The 17,278-nt window shown below is 58.8% G+C and carries 17 protein-coding genes; 5 read left to right on the top strand and 12 right to left on the bottom strand.

Annotated elements, in window-relative coordinates:
• Positions 1–13: 13 nt before the first annotated feature.
• From cspA to MKR05_RS12765, 4 genes are all read right to left on the bottom strand, one after another.
• Entirely contained in the window at positions 14–226 is a 213-nt protein-coding gene (gene cspA / locus MKR05_RS12750) for an RNA chaperone/antiterminator CspA (RefSeq protein ID WP_000014594.1), read from the bottom strand.
• Positions 227–479: 253 nt separating this feature from the next.
• Positions 480–770, bottom strand: a complete 291-nt coding sequence (locus MKR05_RS12755; protein WP_284118611.1) for an HTH-type transcriptional regulator — start codon at positions 768–770, stop codon at positions 480–482.
• Between the two features lie 244 nt (positions 771–1,014).
• Positions 1,015–2,370 carry an MFS transporter gene (locus MKR05_RS12760; protein WP_023291321.1) on the bottom strand — a complete coding sequence of 452 codons (1,356 nt, stop codon included), beginning with the start codon at positions 2,368–2,370 and terminating at the stop codon, positions 1,015–1,017.
• Positions 2,363–2,650, bottom strand: a complete 288-nt coding sequence (locus tag MKR05_RS12765; protein WP_085551480.1) for a hypothetical protein — start codon at positions 2,648–2,650, stop codon at positions 2,363–2,365. The genes MKR05_RS12760 and MKR05_RS12765 overlap by 8 nt, the downstream gene beginning before the upstream one ends.
• 160 nt (positions 2,651–2,810) lie before the next feature.
• Between MKR05_RS12765 and MKR05_RS12770 the strand changes: the two genes are divergently transcribed.
• The gene (locus tag MKR05_RS12770) at positions 2,811–3,521 is read left to right on the top strand and encodes a DUF3053 domain-containing protein (RefSeq protein ID WP_002921929.1); all 711 of its coding nucleotides are present in this window, start codon (positions 2,811–2,813) and stop codon (positions 3,519–3,521) included.
• 108 nt (positions 3,522–3,629) lie between these two features.
• On the opposite strand, the gene ghrB is transcribed toward MKR05_RS12770, so the two are convergent.
• From ghrB to MKR05_RS12800, 6 genes are all read right to left on the bottom strand, one after another.
• Positions 3,630–4,601 carry a glyoxylate/hydroxypyruvate reductase GhrB gene (gene ghrB, locus MKR05_RS12775; protein ID WP_023291320.1) on the bottom strand — a complete coding sequence of 324 codons (972 nt, stop codon included), beginning with the start codon at positions 4,599–4,601 and terminating at the stop codon, positions 3,630–3,632.
• Between the two features lie 24 nt (positions 4,602–4,625).
• Positions 4,626–5,906, bottom strand: coding sequence for an MFS transporter (locus MKR05_RS12780; RefSeq protein WP_004205006.1), 1,281 nt, complete (start codon positions 5,904–5,906; stop codon positions 4,626–4,628).
• A gap of 104 nt (positions 5,907–6,010) precedes the next feature.
• The gene (locus MKR05_RS12785) at positions 6,011–6,946 is read right to left on the bottom strand and encodes a sugar kinase (RefSeq protein WP_008806889.1); all 936 of its coding nucleotides are present in this window, start codon (positions 6,944–6,946) and stop codon (positions 6,011–6,013) included.
• 3 nt (positions 6,947–6,949) lie between these two features.
• A complete protein-coding gene (locus MKR05_RS12790; RefSeq protein ID WP_044525022.1) occupies positions 6,950–7,699 on the bottom strand; it encodes a sugar phosphate isomerase/epimerase in 750 nt (249 codons plus the stop codon).
• 111 nt (positions 7,700–7,810) lie between these two features.
• Positions 7,811–8,827, bottom strand: coding sequence for a LacI family DNA-binding transcriptional regulator (locus MKR05_RS12795; RefSeq protein ID WP_023291318.1), 1,017 nt, complete (start codon positions 8,825–8,827; stop codon positions 7,811–7,813).
• A gap of 103 nt (positions 8,828–8,930) precedes the next feature.
• Positions 8,931–9,593 (bottom strand): OmpA family lipoprotein, encoded by a 663-nt coding sequence (locus MKR05_RS12800; RefSeq protein ID WP_023291317.1) that lies wholly within the window; start codon positions 9,591–9,593, stop codon positions 8,931–8,933.
• A 167-nt stretch (positions 9,594–9,760) separates the two neighbouring features.
• Here MKR05_RS12800 and MKR05_RS12805 point away from each other — a divergent pair, with 167 nt between their 5' ends.
• Positions 9,761–12,091 (top strand): molybdopterin guanine dinucleotide-containing S/N-oxide reductase, encoded by a 2,331-nt coding sequence (locus MKR05_RS12805; protein ID WP_248569190.1) that lies wholly within the window; start codon positions 9,761–9,763, stop codon positions 12,089–12,091.
• On the opposite strand, the gene MKR05_RS12810 is transcribed toward MKR05_RS12805, so the two are convergent.
• Together MKR05_RS12810 and tag are read right to left on the bottom strand one after the other, a co-directional pair.
• Complete coding sequence (locus MKR05_RS12810) at positions 12,060–12,500, bottom strand: N-acetyltransferase (protein ID WP_032454332.1); 441 nt, start codon at positions 12,498–12,500, stop codon at positions 12,060–12,062. The two genes, MKR05_RS12805 and MKR05_RS12810, sit on opposite strands and share 32 nt — an antisense overlap.
• Positions 12,478–13,059 (bottom strand): DNA-3-methyladenine glycosylase I, encoded by a 582-nt coding sequence (gene tag, locus MKR05_RS12815; RefSeq protein ID WP_064158048.1) that lies wholly within the window; start codon positions 13,057–13,059, stop codon positions 12,478–12,480. Before tag ends, MKR05_RS12810 begins: the two co-directional genes overlap by 23 nt.
• A gap of 142 nt (positions 13,060–13,201) precedes the next feature.
• Between tag and MKR05_RS12820 the strand changes: the two genes are divergently transcribed.
• The 3 genes from MKR05_RS12820 to eptB all read left to right on the top strand — a co-directional run bounded on the left by MKR05_RS12820 (position 13,202) and on the right by eptB (position 17,230).
• Positions 13,202–13,846, top strand: coding sequence for a lipase (locus tag MKR05_RS12820; RefSeq protein WP_023291313.1), 645 nt, complete (start codon positions 13,202–13,204; stop codon positions 13,844–13,846).
• 241 nt (positions 13,847–14,087) lie between these two features.
• On the top strand, positions 14,088–15,293 hold the full coding sequence (locus tag MKR05_RS12825; protein ID WP_023291312.1) for an MFS transporter: 1,206 nt from the start codon (positions 14,088–14,090) through the stop codon (positions 15,291–15,293).
• 242 nt (positions 15,294–15,535) lie between these two features.
• Complete coding sequence (gene eptB / locus MKR05_RS12830; RefSeq protein ID WP_023291311.1) at positions 15,536–17,230, top strand: kdo(2)-lipid A phosphoethanolamine 7''-transferase; 1,695 nt, start codon at positions 15,536–15,538, stop codon at positions 17,228–17,230.
• Positions 17,231–17,278 lie beyond the last annotated feature (48 nt).

Below are 17,278 nucleotides of genomic sequence, written 5' to 3' on the forward strand. Positions count from 1 at the left end.
TAGCGGCTTGAACTTACAGAGAAGTTACGTTGCCAGCTGCCGGGCCTTTAGCGCCGCTTTCGATGGTGAAGGAGACTTTCTGACCTTCGTCCAGGGATTTGTAGCCATCGTTCTGGATAGCAGAGAAGTGTACGAACACGTCTTTAGAGCCATCGTCAGGAGTGATGAAGCCGAAGCCTTTGTCAGCGTTGAACCATTTTACGATACCAGTCATTTTACCGGACATAGTGAATTACCTTTAAAAAAATAAGTGAGCCTTGCGGCGTAGCGGTCTGGACTACAGATTTAAAGCGATAAAGGGAAAGTTCACTACGGGGGTATCTTTGGATAACCTTAGAAGGACTGCTCTATTCGACTGCTCTGTGGTCTGTACATCAAACCTGCGAGCATTAACGCACGTTCAGCACCTGATAGCAAACTTTTTTTTTACGGCGCAGCGGCAAAAGCTCCCTTACTGGCCCTTGCCGCTGCGCGCTGGATTAATCGAGTAACTGTCTTGAAAGCTGCGGATTGGCCTGAATCAGGCGCATTAATTTCAGCTCTGTGGGGGACGGTCTTACCCGTCTCGACTCCCACTCTCTTACCATGGCGACGCTCACGCCCATGGCGTTGGCGAAGTCGTCAATCTTAAGTCCAGTGCCTTTACGCAGCTGTTCAAATTCACTAAACACAGTGGACTTACGGTTTGAGGTAAGTGTCTGATTATCGTACTTAAAAACGATGTGTTCCAGGCTGCTCAGCAGTTCAAACACGGGATCTTTATATTCCATTGAGAACTCCTTTTATCACACAGCGGAAGAGATTTTTCTAAAGCTCTTTAAGAATAGTCAGAAAAAGGCGTAAAGGATGGTAACGTCCGTGATTATTTGCCAGCAGGTTATCGAATCGGCCCCGTCAGCCAAACGGCAACGGGGCCTAAGAGAATGATTACTAACGCGATGGCGTGGCTTCGAAAATTTTTGTAAACGGATAAGAAAAAAGCGGCAAAGCCGGCGCGGGCCGCCGGCTTATCGATCAGGCTTTCTGCAGACCTCTCGCGTCCTCTGTCGCCACGGGCGCTGATTTACTGACCCGGTATTTAATCAGCAGCGCGATGGCTGACAGGAACGCCGGGATGGCCAGCAGAGTGAAAATGGTCTCAAAAGAGAGCTGGGCCTGCATCAGGAAGGCGCCGCTGAACGCACCGAGGATCCCGCCGAAGCGGCCGATACCCAGCATCCAGGCGACGCCGGTGGCGCGCCCTTGCGTCGGGTAGAAGCCTGCCGCCAGCGCCGGCATCGACGACTGCGCGCCGTTCATAATACTGCCGGCGATAAACACCATCACTCCCATCAGCGCCAGGCTGCTGGTGGAGAAGCCGACCAGACAGACGAAAACGCCGGTCAGCAGCCAGCCGACGGCCACTACCTTATTGGGGTTGATCTTGTCCATCAGGGCGCCGAGGATCAGCACGCCAATTCCGCCGCCGAGCGGGAACAGAGCGGTGATAATTGAGGCCTGACTCATCGATGCGCCGGTTTCACGGATCAGCAGCGGCAGCCAGCTGGTCAGGAGATAGAAGATCAGCAGACCCATGAAGTAGGTCAGGCACAGCATCACGGTACCCACTGCGTAGCGCGGGGAGAAAATGACGCCGATAGCCGACTTCTCTTTCACCTGGCCTGCTTCGCGCAGCTCAAATTCCACCGCCTCCGGCAGCGGCGCGATACGCCGCAGGATGGCGGCAATGCGCTGCGCCGGCTGACGCTTCACCACCAGATAGCGGGCGGACTCCGGCAGCAGGAAAATTAAAGCCACCGCCAGCAGGAGAGGCATCACGCCGCCCAGCACCAGCACGCTCTGCCAGCCATAGTGCGGGATCATCCAGGCGGATAAAAAGCCGCCCAGCGACGATCCCATCGGAAAGCCGACGAACATCAGGTTCACCAGCAGCGCCCGACGGCGCTCCGGCGCATATTCGCTCATTAACGTCGCGGCATTGGGCATCGCTGCGCCAAGGCCCAGGCCGGTCAGAAAGCGCAGCAGCGTCAGCTGGTTAAGGCTGGTGGCAAAGGCGGTGAGCAGGCTGAATCCGCCGAACACCACGATCGACATAATCAGCACTTTCTTGCGGCCGATACGATCAGCCAGCGGTCCCGCGGTTAACGCGCCGACGGCCAGGCCCACCAGCGCGGCGCTCATCACCGGGCCGAGGGCGGATTTTTCCACGCCCCACTCCTGGACCAGGTCGGAGGCGATGAATCCGATGATCGCGGTGTCGAACCCGTCCATCGCGACGGTGATGAAGCAGAGCGCGAGGATCATCCACTGGTAGCGGGTGAAGGGGTGCTCGTTGATAAAGGCCTGAATGTCGATGGTTGTCTTAGTCATACGGCTTTCCTGGCAGACTGAGCGAGGGACAGAGGTTTGTTATTATCGTCGCCTTCGCGTCATTGAGTTTGATTTGTGCGATAATCGAACGTATCGCCGTTAATCGCTCATTCATCAAATCATTGAAGCGCTGACCAGGCAATCCGGGCGCGCGCCAAAGCGTGCGATTATCGTCCGCTTCCGGGCGAGGCGCCGGTTGATGGATTTTTTGTTTAAAGAATATCAATAAGTTACGTGATATGCGTCGGCCTGATTTAAAGCGCATATTTGTGATGCGCATAACAGACGCGCCAGGCGGCGATAGCGGCGTATGGAATGGCGTTTTTCCTGCGTAAGATTAGCAGTAAAGGGTATCCTGCGAGGCCGAGCTGGACTATCCTTGTCAGCGTCTGGCACGTGTGTGTCTTTGTGCGCTTTTTTTGGCTGAAAGGAGTAAAAAAATGGCGACAGGAAAGTCCTGCTCTCGCTGGTTTGCGGCTATGGCGGCCTTATTAATGGTGGTTAGCCTGAGTGGGTGTTTTGATAAAGAGGGCGATCAGCGCAAAGCGTTTATCGACTTCCTGCAGAATACGGCGATGCGTAGCGGTGAACGACTGCCGACGCTGACCGCCGATCAGAAAAAACAGTTTGGGCCGTTTGTCTCTGACTATGCGGTGATCTACGGCTACTCGCAGCAGGTGAGCCAGGCGATGGACGCTGGTCTGCGCCCGGTGGTGGATAGCGTCAATGCGATCCGCGTTCCGCAGGACTATATGACCCAGCGCGAGCCGCTGCGTCAGGCGAACGGCGCGCTGGGCGTGCTCAGCCAGCAGCTGCAGAATGCCAAAATGCAGGCTGATGCCGCGCATGGCGCTCTGAAGCAGGCTGACGATCTCAAGCCGGTCTTCGATCAGGTATACGCCAAGGTCGTCACCGCGCCAGCCGACGCGCTGCAGCCGCTGATCCCGGCCGCGCAGATCTTTACCCAGCAGCTGGTTCAGGTGGGGGATTTTGTCGCTCAGCAGGGGACCCAGGTGAGCTTTGTGGCCAACGGCATTCAGTTCCCGACCTCGCAGCAGGCCAGCCAGTATAATGCGCTGATTGGGCCGCTGGCGGCGCAGCATCAGGCGTTTAATCAGGCATGGACGGCGGCGGTGAACGCCACCCGCTAATGCCCCGTCTGGCTGACGTGAGCTGCGGCGAACGGGCTGGATGACGGACAGAATGCAAAAAGAACCCGGGGAGGGCGATGGCCGCCGCTACCCGGGTTTTTTTATGGCTTATTTTACCTGCGGATTGACGCAGTTTTTCTCGACCTTGCCGTTCAGGGCATCGATCAGGTTATCCACCGCGCAGGCCGCCATGTTGTAGCGCGTCTCATGGGTGGCGGAGCCGATATGCGGCAGCGCGACGACGTTCGGCAGGCTCAGCAGCGGCGAATCTTTAGCCAGCGGCTCGTGCTCGAAGACATCAAGGCCGGCAGCGTGTATCTCCCCCGCCTGCAGGGCGGCGATCAGCGCCTGCTCATCGACCACCGGGCCGCGCCCGGCGTTAATAAAGATGGCGGAAGATTTCATTTTGGCGAACTGCGCCTGACCGAACAGATGGTGGGTCTCTTCGCTCAGGGGCAGGATCAGGCAGACAAAATCGGCTTCCTGCAGCAGGGTATCGAGATCGCAATAGCGGGCGTTGAAGCGCTCTTCTGCCTGCGGATGCTGGCGGCGCGCGTTGTACAGGATCGGCATGCCGAACCCGAAGTGGGCGCGCTGCGCCAGCGCCATGCCGATGCGGCCCATGCCGACGATACCTAAGGTTTTATGGTGTACGTCGGTGCCGAACCAGTCTGGCCCAATGCTCTTCGTCCACTCGCCCGCTTTGACGCGCTCCGCCACTTCCACCACCCGGCGGGCGGTGCTCAGCACCAGCGCCATGATCGTATCGGCGACGGTCTCGGTCAGCACGGTCGGGGTATGCATCAGCAGCACCCGGCGGGCGTTCAGCGCCTCGACGTCGAAGTTGTCATAGCCAACGGACACGGTGGAGGTCGCACGCAGCTTCGGCATCTTCTCCAGCAGCGCGGCGTCAACCTTTTCGCTGGAGCCCAGCAGGCCCTCAGCCTGGGCGAAGGCCTCAGCGTGCTGCGAAACGGTCTCCGGCCGCAGGTTTTTCACCTGAGTGACGGAAAAGTGCTCCTCCAGACGCTGTAGCAGGTCGTCGGGAAGCGTTTTATAGAGAATGACAGACGGCTTCATGCGAATCTCCGTAGTGTGAGTCGTTCAGGCGTGATGAGCGCCAAGTGGAAGGTTTTGATTATTAGCAGGCTTAACAATCAAAGTCAGCCATACTGAGGCGAAAAGCGCCACCCCCATAAAAATATAGGAAGCTGCGGGGCTGCCGGTGGCGCCGTTCAGGTAGCCGACAAACCACGAGCCGCAGAAGGAGCCCAGGGCGCCCATGCTGTTGATCAGCGCCATCGCGCCACCGGCGACGTTGCGTGGCAGCATTTCCGGAATAATGGCGAAGAAGGGGCCGTAAGGCGCATACATTGCCGCACCAGCCACCACCAGCAGGGTGTAAGAGACCCAGAAGTGGTTGGCGCCGACCGCCCAGGAGCCGATGAAGGCCAGTCCGCCAATCAGCAGCAGCGGCCAGACGAACAGCTTACGGTTCTGCATTTTATCGGAGGCCCAGGAGACCACGATCATGGCGATAGTCGCCGCCAGGTACGGAACCGAAGAGAGCCAGCCCACTTCCACCATCCCCATATTTTCGCCGCCGCTGCGGATAATCGACGGCAGCCACAGTACAAAGCCGTACACGCCGATGCTCCAGGCAAAGTACTGAGCGCAGAGCAGGATCACGTTGCGGGAGCGGAAGGCCTCGCCATAGTTACGCACCGCTTTGATGCCCTGCTGTTCACGATCCAGTTGTTCCTGCAGCGCGGCTTTTTCACTCTCCGCCAGCCAGGATACCTGCGACGGTTTATCTTTCACCAGCACCCACCAGCAGAAGGCCCAGATCACCGCCGGCACCCCTTCGATGATGAACATTTCCCGCCAGCCGAAGGCCTGAATCAGGTAGCCGGAGACCACCGACATCCACAGGACCGTCACCGGGTTGCCGAGGATCAGGAAGGTGTTGGCCCGCGAGCGCTCGGATTTGGTGAACCAGTTGCTGATATAGATCAGCATCGCCGGCATCACCGCCGCCTCGACGACGCCGAGGATAAAGCGAATGGCCGCCAGCGCCGGGATATTATGCACAATCCCGGTCAGGGAGGCGCAGCCGCCCCACAGGATCAGGCAGATAAAGATCAGTTTGCGAACGCTGCGGCGCTCCGCATAGATAGCGCCGGGGATCTGGAAGAAGAAGTAGCCGAGGAAGAACAGGGCCCCCAGCAGGGAGGAGATCCCCTTGGTGATGCCCAGGTCTTCGGTAATGCCTGCCGCGGAGGCGAAGCTGAAGTTGGCGCGGTCGAGGTACGCCAGGCTATACGTGATAAACACGATAGGCATGATGTACCACCAGCGTTTCGTTGCATTTGTTGAGCTATTCATAGGCTTGCCTCTGTCAATGAGGTGACATACGTCCGTCGAAACGGACGCTGCTGTGCCGCGCTGCAGGTAGGGTACAGGACGGCTGTTATGGTTGCGTATAAATGTTATTCGCCCAGCGCGTCGCGGGTGGGCAGCCCCTCGCTGTCGCCCTGGACCTGAATGGCCAGCGAACCGATTTTATTGCCGCGGTTCACCGCCTGAAGCAGGGTTTTGCCTTCCAGCAGGGCGCTAATCACCCCGACGGCAAAGCCGTCGCCGGCGCCGACGGTATCGACGACGTTTTCGACTTTAATGGCATCAACCGTTCCCTGTTCGCCGCTGGCGCTCTTGAACCAGGCGCCGTCGCAGCCGGTTTTAATGACCACCGCCTTGACGCCGCGCGAGAGATAGAAATCGGCGATCCCCTCCGGGGTCTGCTGGCCGGTGAGGATGACGCCCTCTTTTAAGCCTGGCAAAACCCAGTCAGCCTGGAAGGCGAGACGGTTGAGTTTCTCCACCATCTCGGCTTCGCTTTTCCACAGCACCGGCCGCAGATTGGGGTCGAAAGAGAGGGTTTTGCCCTCGGCTTTCATGACCTTCGCCGCATGCTCCAGCAGCGCATATGAGCTTTCAGAGAGCGCGGCGGCCACACCGCTCAGGTGCAGATGACGGGCGCTGGTGAAGTAGTCGGCGCGAAAATCGTCCGGCGACAGATGGCTGGCGGCAGAACCTTTACGGAAATATTCCACAATGGGATCGGTTCCATTTTCGACTTTCGATTTCATCTGGAAACCGGTAGCGAAGCGGTTGTCGATGGCGACAGCGTGGCTATCGATCCCCTCTTTCGCCAGCGATTGCAGTACGAAGCGGCCAAAGCTGTCGTTGCCGACGCGGCTGACCCAGCCGACCTTCAGACCCAGGCGCGCCAGGCCGGTGGCGACGTTCAGCTCAGCGCCGGCGACACGTTTCATAAAATGCTCCACCTCGGCCAGATCGCCGGTTTCGGTGGCGACAAACATGGCCATAGCTTCGCCGATGGTGATGACATCTAAATTTTCCACGGCTTATTCCTCGCGTAACAGGTTGACGTAGCGGCGGGTCACGGCCGTCAGGTCATGGCCAGTCAGCGGAAACTCGATTCCACGCGGCGCGTCGGCGGGAAGATTATCGAGCAGGGCCAGCCAGCGGTCGGCGGCCTGATCCGGCGGCACAGCGCGGAACTTCTCCTGATGAGGCTCCGCCGCTTTTACATGAATATAGCTGACCGCCGGCGCAAGATGGCGGGCGGCCTCTTCCGGCGAATCGCCGACCCACAGCCAGTTGCCCATATCAAACGTTAAGGTGATCGGCAGCTGATGGACCCGACAGGCGGCTTTGAAGCGCTGCATCGGCGCCAGCTGGCCGCAGTCGGTCTGGTCATTCTCCACCACCAGCGCCATGCCGCTGTCGCTGAGGATATGGCGCAGTTCGTCGAGCTGCTGGTTGTGGCGGAAATGGCCAAGGGAGAGCTTCAGCCACAGGGCGTTAAGAGTCTGCGCTTCCGCGAGCAGCGTCGGGAGATGCGGGTTAAGCTCGCCGTTGTCGGCGAACAGCGCCTGGGGCGCGGAGTAGCAGGCCAGCAGGCCGTGGCGCTCAATGGTGGCCGCCAGCGTCGGCAGGGCGTTGAGCTCTTCGGCGCTGAACAGCTCGCGGCGGATTTCGACGCCGTCCGCGCCGGCGTCGGCGATAAACGGCAGGACGGCGGCCTGGCCGCCTAAGGATTTAACATGGTCATTACCATACGCAGCGGTAACGACAATAATTTTTCTGGCCATCGCGCTCTTACTCCCGGCGTTTGTTGCTTAATCTCCTTATTACGCTAGATGGTATCGGTTCCATAAGAAAGGGCGAGATGTTTAATTTATGATCGGCATCACGAAGGATCGTTAACGGGAAGTTGATCCGCGGACGATAAGCTCGCCGGAGAAGACCCGCTCGCAGATGGGGTCGTTACTGCCAGCAATGCGCCGAATCACCTGTTCCACCGCCGCGTAGCCGATCTGCCACGTCGGCTGTTTGAGGGTGGTGATGCCGACGCCAGCCAGCTCCGCCCACTCCAGTTCGTCGAAGCCCAGCAGGCCGATATCGCTGCCCCAGATCAGGCCGACGCGCTTCAGGGCGCGGGCCACCTGCAGCGTCAGTGCGCCGTTGGCGGAGATCACCGCTTTGCGCATCCCGCGGTGGCGGGCGTGGAACTGGCGCAGGACGTTGTCCATCATCGCGCCGTCGTTGAGCTGCACTTCGGCGTTTTCGGCCACCACGCCGTGGTGGCGTGTGAGCGTGGCGCGGAAGGCGCTCAGGCGCTCGCGGCGGGTATTGACCGACCCCAGCGGTTCGCTAAGAAACAGGATGGCCTCAAAGCCTTTCTCCACCAGGTGTTCGGTGGCGGTGGTGGCGGCCTGGGCGTTATCAAGCCCGACCACATCGCAGGCGAAATCGGGGATTTTACGGTCAATCAGCACCATCGGCAGGGCCGACTGCTGCAGCCGGTTCAGGCCATCCTCCCGCATGCCGACCGCGTTGACGACGATGCCTTCCACCTGGTAGCTGCGCAGCAGGTCGAGGTAGTGCAGCTCCTGATCCAGCTCGTTATTGGTGTTACACACCAGCAGAGTGAAGCCCTTTTCCCGGCAGGCTGCTTCAATGCCGCTCATGACATTGACCGAATAGGGGTTGGTGATATCGGCGATGATCAGGCCGATGAGGCGGGTTCGGCCGTGCTTGAGGCCGCGGGCCATCAGGCTGGGGCGGTAGTCGAGTTCGGCAATGGCTTGTTCAATACGTGATAACAGATCGTCGGAAAGCAGATGCTTCTCGCCGTTAAGATACCGTGAAATGCTGGTTTTGCCGGTCTTTGCGGCTTTCGCCACATCGCTAATGGTTGCACGCGCCGCTTTCGCCATGGTGGCTTCCTTTGCTGAAAATCTGCCAACACCTTAGCGCGAAAAATAGCGATATCAAGCATTTTGCCCGGCAGAGGCGCGGCCGGGCAACATGAGGATGCGCTTATTGCAGCGGGCTGAGAGTGATTTCCACGCGACGGTTCTGCGCCTTGCCTTCCGCCGTGCTGTTGCTGGCGATGGGGTTCGCCGGGCCCATGCCGGTGGTGCGAATGCGGTTGGCCGCCACGCCCTGGGTGATTAGCGCGCTGGCGACGCTGTCAGCACGCTGCTGCGACAGACGCATATTCAGGTCCTTACTGCCGGTGCTGTCGGTGTAGCCGACGACGTTAACGGCGGTTTTCTCATACTCTTTCAGCACCATGGCCACGCCGGTCAGGGTGTTGGCGCCGGCCGGTTTCAGGTTGGCGCTGTTGCTGTCGAAAGTGACGTTATTCGGCATGTTCAGCACGATGTTGTCACCATTTCGCGTCACGCTGACCCCGGTTCCCTGCATTTTGTCGCGCAGCTTCGCTTCCTGCACGTCCATGTAGTAGCCAATGCCGCCGCCCAGCGCCGCGCCTGCCGCTGCGCCAATCAGCGCGCCTTTGCCGCGGTCGTGTTTGGAGGAGGAAAGCGCGCCGACGCCAGCGCCCACTAAGGAGCCAATACCTGCGCCAATACCGGATTTGCCAGCTTCACGCTCACCGGTATAGGGGTTGGTGGTGCAGCCGGAAACGGCCAGGGTGCCGCTGACCAGAGCCGCAATCATAAGTACGCGTTTTTTCATTTAATGTCCTTAATCCTTTTTATTCTTTGCCACAGCGAACGTGACGGTTGATTATGACGCGCGAATACGTAGAAAATTCCCCGCATACCATCTCATTTTGTAAATAACATTGAACGGTGCCGATTCGCGCCGTCACCACACCTGCCTTCGCTGACCAGGAGCCGCCTTTGCCAACCTCATCTGCAACCAAAACCATTTTAACCGCCGCCCACTGGGGACCGATGCTGGTGGAAACGGACGGGGAAAACGTCCTCTCCTCCCGCGGCGCGCTGGCGACGCCGTTTGCCAATTCGCTGCAAACGGCGGCGCGCGACCAGGTGCACAGCAAAACCCGCGTGCGCTACCCGATGGTGCGCAAAGGCTTTCTCGCCTCTCCGGACAAGCCCCTGGGGGTCCGCGGTCACGATGAATTTGTGCGGGTGAGCTGGGAGCAGGCGCTGGATCTGATCGATGCCCAGCATCGTCGGATCCGCGAAAGCTACGGACCGGCCTCCATTTTTGCCGGCTCCTATGGCTGGCGTTCTAACGGCGTCCTGCATAAGGCGGCCACCCTGCTGCAGCGCTATATGAGCCTGGCGGGCGGCTACACCGGCCATCTCGGGGATTACTCCACCGGCGCGGCGCAGGCGATCATGCCTTACGTCGTGGGGGGCAATGAGGTGTATCAGCAGCAGACCAGCTGGCCGCTGGTGCTGGAGCACAGCGAGGTAGTGGTGCTGTGGAGCGCCAATCCGCTGAACACGCTGAAAATTGCCTGGAACGCCTCCGACGAGCAGGGTATCCCGTGGTTCGACCGGCTGCGCCAGAGCGGCAAGCGCTTGATCTGCATCGATCCGATGCGATCGGAAACGGTCGATTTCTTTGGCGATTCGATGGAGTGGATCGCGCCGCATATGGGCACCGACGTCGCGTTGATGCTGGGTATCGCCCATACGCTGGTGGAGAATGGCTGGCAGGACGACGAGTTTCTTGCCCGCTGCGCCAGCGGCTACGAGATTTTTGCCCGCTATCTGACCGGTGAAAGCGACGGCGTGGCGAAAACCGCCGACTGGGCGGCGGCTATTTGCGGCGTCTCAGCTGATAAGATCCGCGAACTGGCGAAACTTTTCCACGAAAACACCACCATGCTGATGTCTGGCTGGGGCATGCAGCGCCAGCAGTATGGCGAGCAGAAACACTGGATGTTGGTCACCCTGGCCGCGATGCTGGGGCAGATTGGCACCCCGGGGGGCGGGTTTGGACTTTCCTACCATTTCGCCAACGGCGGCAACCCGACCCGTCGCGCGGCGGTGCTGGGCTCGATGCAGGGGAGCGTGGCCGGAGGCGTGGACGCCGTGGAGAAGATCCCGGTCGCGCGGATTGTCGAGGCGCTGGAGCATCCGGGTGCGGAGTATCAGCACAACGGCATGGCGCGGCGCTTCCCCGATATTCGCTTTATCTGGTGGGCCGGCGGCGCCAACTTTACCCATCACCAGGATACCAATCGCCTGATTCAGGCCTGGCAGAAACCAGAGCTTATCGTCATCTCCGAATGCTTCTGGACCGCCGCCGCGCGTCATGCCGATATCGTTCTGCCGGCGACCACCTCGTTTGAGCGCAACGATCTGACGATGACCGGGGACTACAGCAATCAGCATCTGGTGCCGATGAAACAGGTGGTCGCCCCGCGGGGTGAAGCGCGCGATGATTTCGCGGTCTTTGCCGACCTCAGCGAACGTTGGGAGGCGGGCGGCCGCGAGCGCTTTACCGAAGGGAAGAGCGATCTGCAGTGGCTGGAAACCTTTTATCAGATGGCCGCCCGGCGCGGCGCCCAGCAGCAGGTGACGCTGCCGCCGTTTGCCGAATTCTGGCAGGCTAACCAGCTGATTGAGATGCCGGAGGCGCCGGAGAATGCCCGTTTCATCCGCTTCGCCGCCTTCCGCGACGATCCCCTGGCCAACCCGCTGAAAACGGCGAGCGGTAAAATTGAGATCCACTCGCCGACCATCGCCGCCTTTGGCTACGCCGACTGCCCGCCGCACCCGATGTGGCTGGAGCCCGACGAGTGGCATGGCAACGCCGAGGCGGGGCAGCTGCAGCTGCTGTCGGCCCATCCGGCACACCGTCTGCACAGTCAACTGAACTACTCCGCGCTGCGCGAACGCTATGCCGTCGCCGGACGCGAACCGTTGACTATTCATCCGCAGGATGCCCGGGCGCGGGGGATTGCCGATGGCGATCTGGTGCGTGTGTGGAACGCCCGCGGTCAGGTGCTGGCCGGCGCGGTGGTGACGGAGGGGATCCGCCCGGGGGTGATATGCCTGCATGAAGGGGCGTGGCCCGACCTGGATCCGGTGGCGGGCATCTGCAAAAACGGGGCGGTGAACGTCTTAACCAAAGATATCCCGACATCCCGGCTGGGCAACGGCTGTGCCGGGAACACCGCCCTGGCGTGGCTGGAGAAATATACCGGCCCGGCGCTGCCGCTTACAGCATTTGATCCGCCGGCCAGCGCATAATCCAGGTGGGGTGCTGAGTATCGTCCTGCCATGCGCAATCTTCAATGCGGAAGCCTTGCGCATGGTAGAAACTGACCGCTGATTCGTTTTTCTGATAAACCTCAAGGCTAAGCCAGGCGTAGTGCTGCTTGACTTCATCCAGCAGCGCCCGGCCAATGCCCTGGCGGATGGCGTCCGGCGCGACGAACAGCGCGCCGACGAAGCGGGACTCCAGCACGCTGACAAAGCCTTTTAGCTCTCCGTCGCGCTCCCAGACCCAGGTGCTGGCGGCGGGAAGATAGACGTCCCGTACCACCGCGACGCTGTCGCGCCAGTAGCTTTCGCTGATAAAGGGATGGGCATGGATCGTACTATCCAGCCACAGGGCCAGCAGCGGTGTATTATCTTTAGCGACCCACTTGCGGATCATCCTGACCTCCCGGGTGACAGAAGCAGCCGGTGACATGGTCGTTGACCAGCCCGCAGGCCTGCATAAAAGAGTAACAGATTGTCGAACCGACAAACTTAAAGCCGCGTTTTTTCAACGCTTTAGAAAGCGCATCAGAGGCCGGCGTCGTGGTCGGGATCTCCGCCAGCGTCGCCGCGCGGGTGACCTGCGGCGCATTGTCGACGAAAGACCAGACAAAATCAGTGAACGACTCGCCATTTTCCTCCATCGCCAGATACGCCCGGGCGTTGCCGATAATGGCCTGGATTTTTCCCCGATGGCGGATAATCCCGGTATCCTGTAGCAGCCGCTCGACATCATCGTCCCCCATCGCTGCCACGCGCACCGGATCGAACTGGTGAAAAGCCTGGCGATAGTTCTGCCGTTTTTTTAACACCGTGATCCACGACAACCCGGCCTGCTGGCCTTCAAGGCAGATCATTTCAAACAGCCGCTGGGACGCTTTTTGCGCGACACCCCATTCGGTATCGTGATACTCGATATATAACGGATCCTGACTCACCCATCCGCAACGCTGCATAGCTATTTCTCCCTCTGCGCTAAAAAAGTGGACGCCCCGGCTTGACGACTGAAAGATAAAGATAATAGTTAATACAGGGAAATCGTATCCCCAAAAAAACACAGCAATAATGCCGATTCGGCTCTTTTCTGGAGTCGCATTAATGATAATAAAGAAATGCAATGGCCTCCGGGGGTTCTTGTTCCCGGTGTGCGTATCCGTCTGGGTATCGTGTGTCTCTGGAGCGAATGCCTGGCAACAGGAATATATCGCTATCGATACAAAAAGTAATACGTCGGAACGTTATACATGGGATAGCGATCACCAACCACGCTATGAAGATATCCTCGCCGAGCGGATGAAGTCGTCTGAAACGCCGGGCGGACTGGCGTTAAACCAGGGGCTGGCGCCGCCGGACAGCAGCCGTGGGATGAGCGTCGGCTGGAATTATCTGCTGGCAAACGGCATGACCTCCGGGCCGGTGGCCAGCCTGCGCAGCGACTACAGCGCGCCGGCGACGAAAAGCGTTGGCGAGACGGGATATGTCAACACGCTCGGCTGGCGTATGGATTATCAGTCGCTGTGGGGCGTGCACCCCTGGGCTCAGGTGAGCTATAACCAGTCGCTCGCCAGCGATGCCTGGTCGCCGACCACTCGCGCCAGAGAGGGCGGCTGGAGTGATGTCACCCTGGGCGCCGATATGCCGCTGGGATCGCATGTGGCGGCATGGGCCACCCTGTCGCAGGCGGATAATGTCCCGTCGGGGGAAAATACGCTCTATCTGATGGGGGTCAGCGCCAACTTTTGAGCGGGGATTGTTACGCGTTTGAAACGATGCGGTTATTGTTAAATCTCAGTAATGGCGCATTTCTGTGAGATAGCGCACACTAACTTTTTTGCTGATATTCGCGGAATGAATGTCATGCAATGCCATTCATTCCGCCATTAATGCATTTCATTCCCTGCTGATGGCAGTTCATGCCTTTTTCCCCCACTGGATGAGGGGCCTTCGCTATTGTGGCGGCAGTTAATTTATCAGGACAACTGCTATGAACGCTGCAAACCGTCAATCGACCCGCTGGCTTACGCTTATCGGCACCATCATCACCCAATTCGCTCTCGGTTCGGTTTATACCTGGAGCCTGTTTAACAGTTCACTGTCTGACAAACTGGGCGAACCGGTCAGCCAGGTCGCCTTCTCCTTTGGCCTGCTGAGCCTCGGGCTGGCGCTCTCCTCGTCGGTCGCCGGCAAGCTGCAGGAGCGTTTCGGCGTGAAGCGCGTCACCATGGCCTCCGGGATCCTGCTCGGACTGGGCTTCTTCCTGACCGCGCACTCCAACAGCCTGATGATGCTGTGGCTGAGCGCGGGCGTGCTGGTGGGGCTGGCGGACGGCGCCGGTTATCTGCTGACCCTGTCGAACTGCGTGAAGTGGTTCCCGGAACGCAAAGGGCTGATTTCCGCCTTCTCCATCGGTTCCTATGGTCTCGGCAGCCTGGGGTTCAAATTCATTGATACTCATCTGCTGGCCACCGTCGGTCTGGAAAAAACCTTCGTCATCTGGGGCGCTATCGTGCTGGTGATGATCGTCTTTGGCGCGACCCTGATGAAAGATGCGCCAAATCATACGGCGACCACCGCGGCCAACGGCGTCGTGGAAAATGACTTTACTCTCGCCGAATCGATGCGTAAACCGCAGTACTGGATGCTGGCGGTGATGTTCCTGACGGCCTGCATGAGCGGTCTGTATGTGATTGGCGTGGCGAAAGATATCGCGCAGGGGATGGTCCATCTGGATGTCGCCACGGCGGCTAATGCGGTAACGGTTATCTCAATCGCTAACCTTAGCGGTCGCCTGGTGTTAGGTATCCTGTCCGATAAAATCTCCCGCATTCGCGTGATCACCCTCGGTCAGGTGGTGTCGCTGGTGGGGATGGCCGCGCTGCTGTTCGCTCCGCTGAATGCCATGACCTTTTTCGCCGCGATTGCCTGCGTCGCCTTTAACTTCGGCGGAACCATCACTGTCTTCCCGTCGCTGGTCAGTGAATTCTTCGGTCTGAACAACCTGGCGAAAAACTATGGCGTCATTTATCTGGGCTTTGGTATCGGCAGCATCTGCGGTTCCCTCATCGCTTCGCTGTTCGGGGGCTTCTACGTCACCTTCTGCGTGATCTTCGCTCTGCTGATTATTTCGCTGGCGCTTTCCACCACCATTCGTCAGCCGAAAGGCAGTGTCTATAGCGAGGCGCACGCCTGAAACCTGCAGCGTGAAACGTGCCCCTGATTAATACCCTAAGCAAATAGTGCCAATCCAGCCAAATGTTTTGTAAATGTTTGGCTGGATCACATTCCCTCCTGATACTTTTCCCGTTCCCTGTGGTCTACTTATCGCGCTTTGTAGAGGTTTCTGATAACCAACCCTAACGCACCCTATTAGCCTACTGACTCATGCCACAGCGTCAGGCGGTGTTTTATTCTTCTTTTTCCAGGTTTGCTTGCATGAAATATATTAGAACGATGACGCAGCAGAAGCTTAGTTTTTGGCTGGCGCTGTACATCGGCTGGTTTATGAACGTCGCCGTTTTTTTTCGGCGTTTCGATGGTTATGCTCAAGAGTTCACTTTCTGGAAAGGGCTTTCCGGTGTCGTTGAACTGGTGGCCACGGTCTTTGTCACCTTCTTCCTGTTACGTCTTCTGTCGCTGTTCGGCCGCCGTATCTGGCGCATTCTGGCGACGCTGATTGTTCTGTTTTCCGCCGCCGCCAGTTATTACATGACGTTCCTCAACGTGGTGATTGGCTACGGGATTATCGCCTCGGTGATGACCACCGATATCGACCTTTCGAAAGAGGTCATCGGCTGGCATCTGATCCTCTGGCTGGCGGCGGTGAGCGCCCCGCCGCTGCTGTTTATCTGGAGCAACCGTTGCCGTCATACGCTGCTGCGCCAACTGCGTACCCCGGGCCAGCGGGTTAAAAACGTGCTGATCGTGGTGCTGGCCGGCCTCATCGTCTGGGGCCCCATCCGCCTGCTTGAGCTGCGCCAACACGATGTAGAGCGCCATTCTGAAGTGGATATGCCGAGCTACGGCGGGGTGATCGCCAACTCCTACCTGCCATCGAACTGGCTGTCGGCGCTGGGGCTGTACGCCTGGGCGCAGGTGGATGAATCCTCAGACAACAAATCGCTGATTAACCCGGCGAAGAAATTTACCTACGTCGCCCCGGAAGGGCTCGATGACACCTACGTGGTGTTTATCATTGGCGAAACCACCCGCTGGGATCATATGGGCATCCTCGGCTATAGCCGCAACACTACGCCAGAGCTGGCGAAAGAGAAGAATCTGGTCGCCTTCCGCGGCTACTCGTGCGATACCGCCACCAAGCTGTCGTTACGCTGCATGTTTGTGCGTCAGGGCGGGGCAGAGGATAATCCGCAGCGGACCCTCAAAGAGCAGAACGTCTTTGCGGTGCTGCATCAACTGGGCTTCAGCGGCAATCTGTACGCCATGCAGAGTGAGATGTGGTTCTACAGCAACACGATGGCCAACAATATCGCCTATCGCGAGCAGATTGGCGCCGAACCGCGTAACCGCGGCAAGAGCGTTGACGATATGCTGCTGGTGGATGAGATGAAGCGCGGTATGGCGCAGGGCAACGCCTCCGGTAAGCACCTGATCATCCTCCATACTAAAGGCTCGCACTTTAACTATACCCAACGCTATCCGCGCAGCTTCGCCCAGTGGAAGCCGGAGTGTGTCGGCGTCGACAACAAATGTTCTAAAGCGGAGCTGATTAACTCCTACGACAACAGCGTGACCTATGTCGATCACTTTATCGTCAGCGTCCTCGACCAGCTGCGGGATAAGAAAGCGATTGTCTTCTATGCCGCCGACCATGGCGAGTCGATTAACGAGCGCGAACATCTGCACGGTACGCCGCGCAAGATGGCGCCGCCGGAACAGTTCCGTGTGCCGATGATGGTCTGGATGTCGGATAAATATCTGGAGAATCCCGATCATGCCGCCGCGTTCGCCCATCTGCAGCAGCAGGCCGCGATGAAGGTGCCGCGACGCCACGTCGAGCTGTACGACACCATTATGGGCTGCCTCGGCTATACCTCGCCGGATGGCGGGATCAACGAGAACAACAACTGGTGTCGCGTGCCGGCTTCGAAGAAAGCGGCGAAGGAATAGCAATAGTGGCGAGATTCTCGCCGCTTGATTGATTTTTTGCTAATAAGG

Origin of the sequence: Klebsiella sp. K5-204, assembly GCF_030128585.1 — a bacterium.
Lineage (GTDB): Bacteria > Pseudomonadota > Gammaproteobacteria > Enterobacterales > Enterobacteriaceae > Klebsiella > Klebsiella quasipneumoniae.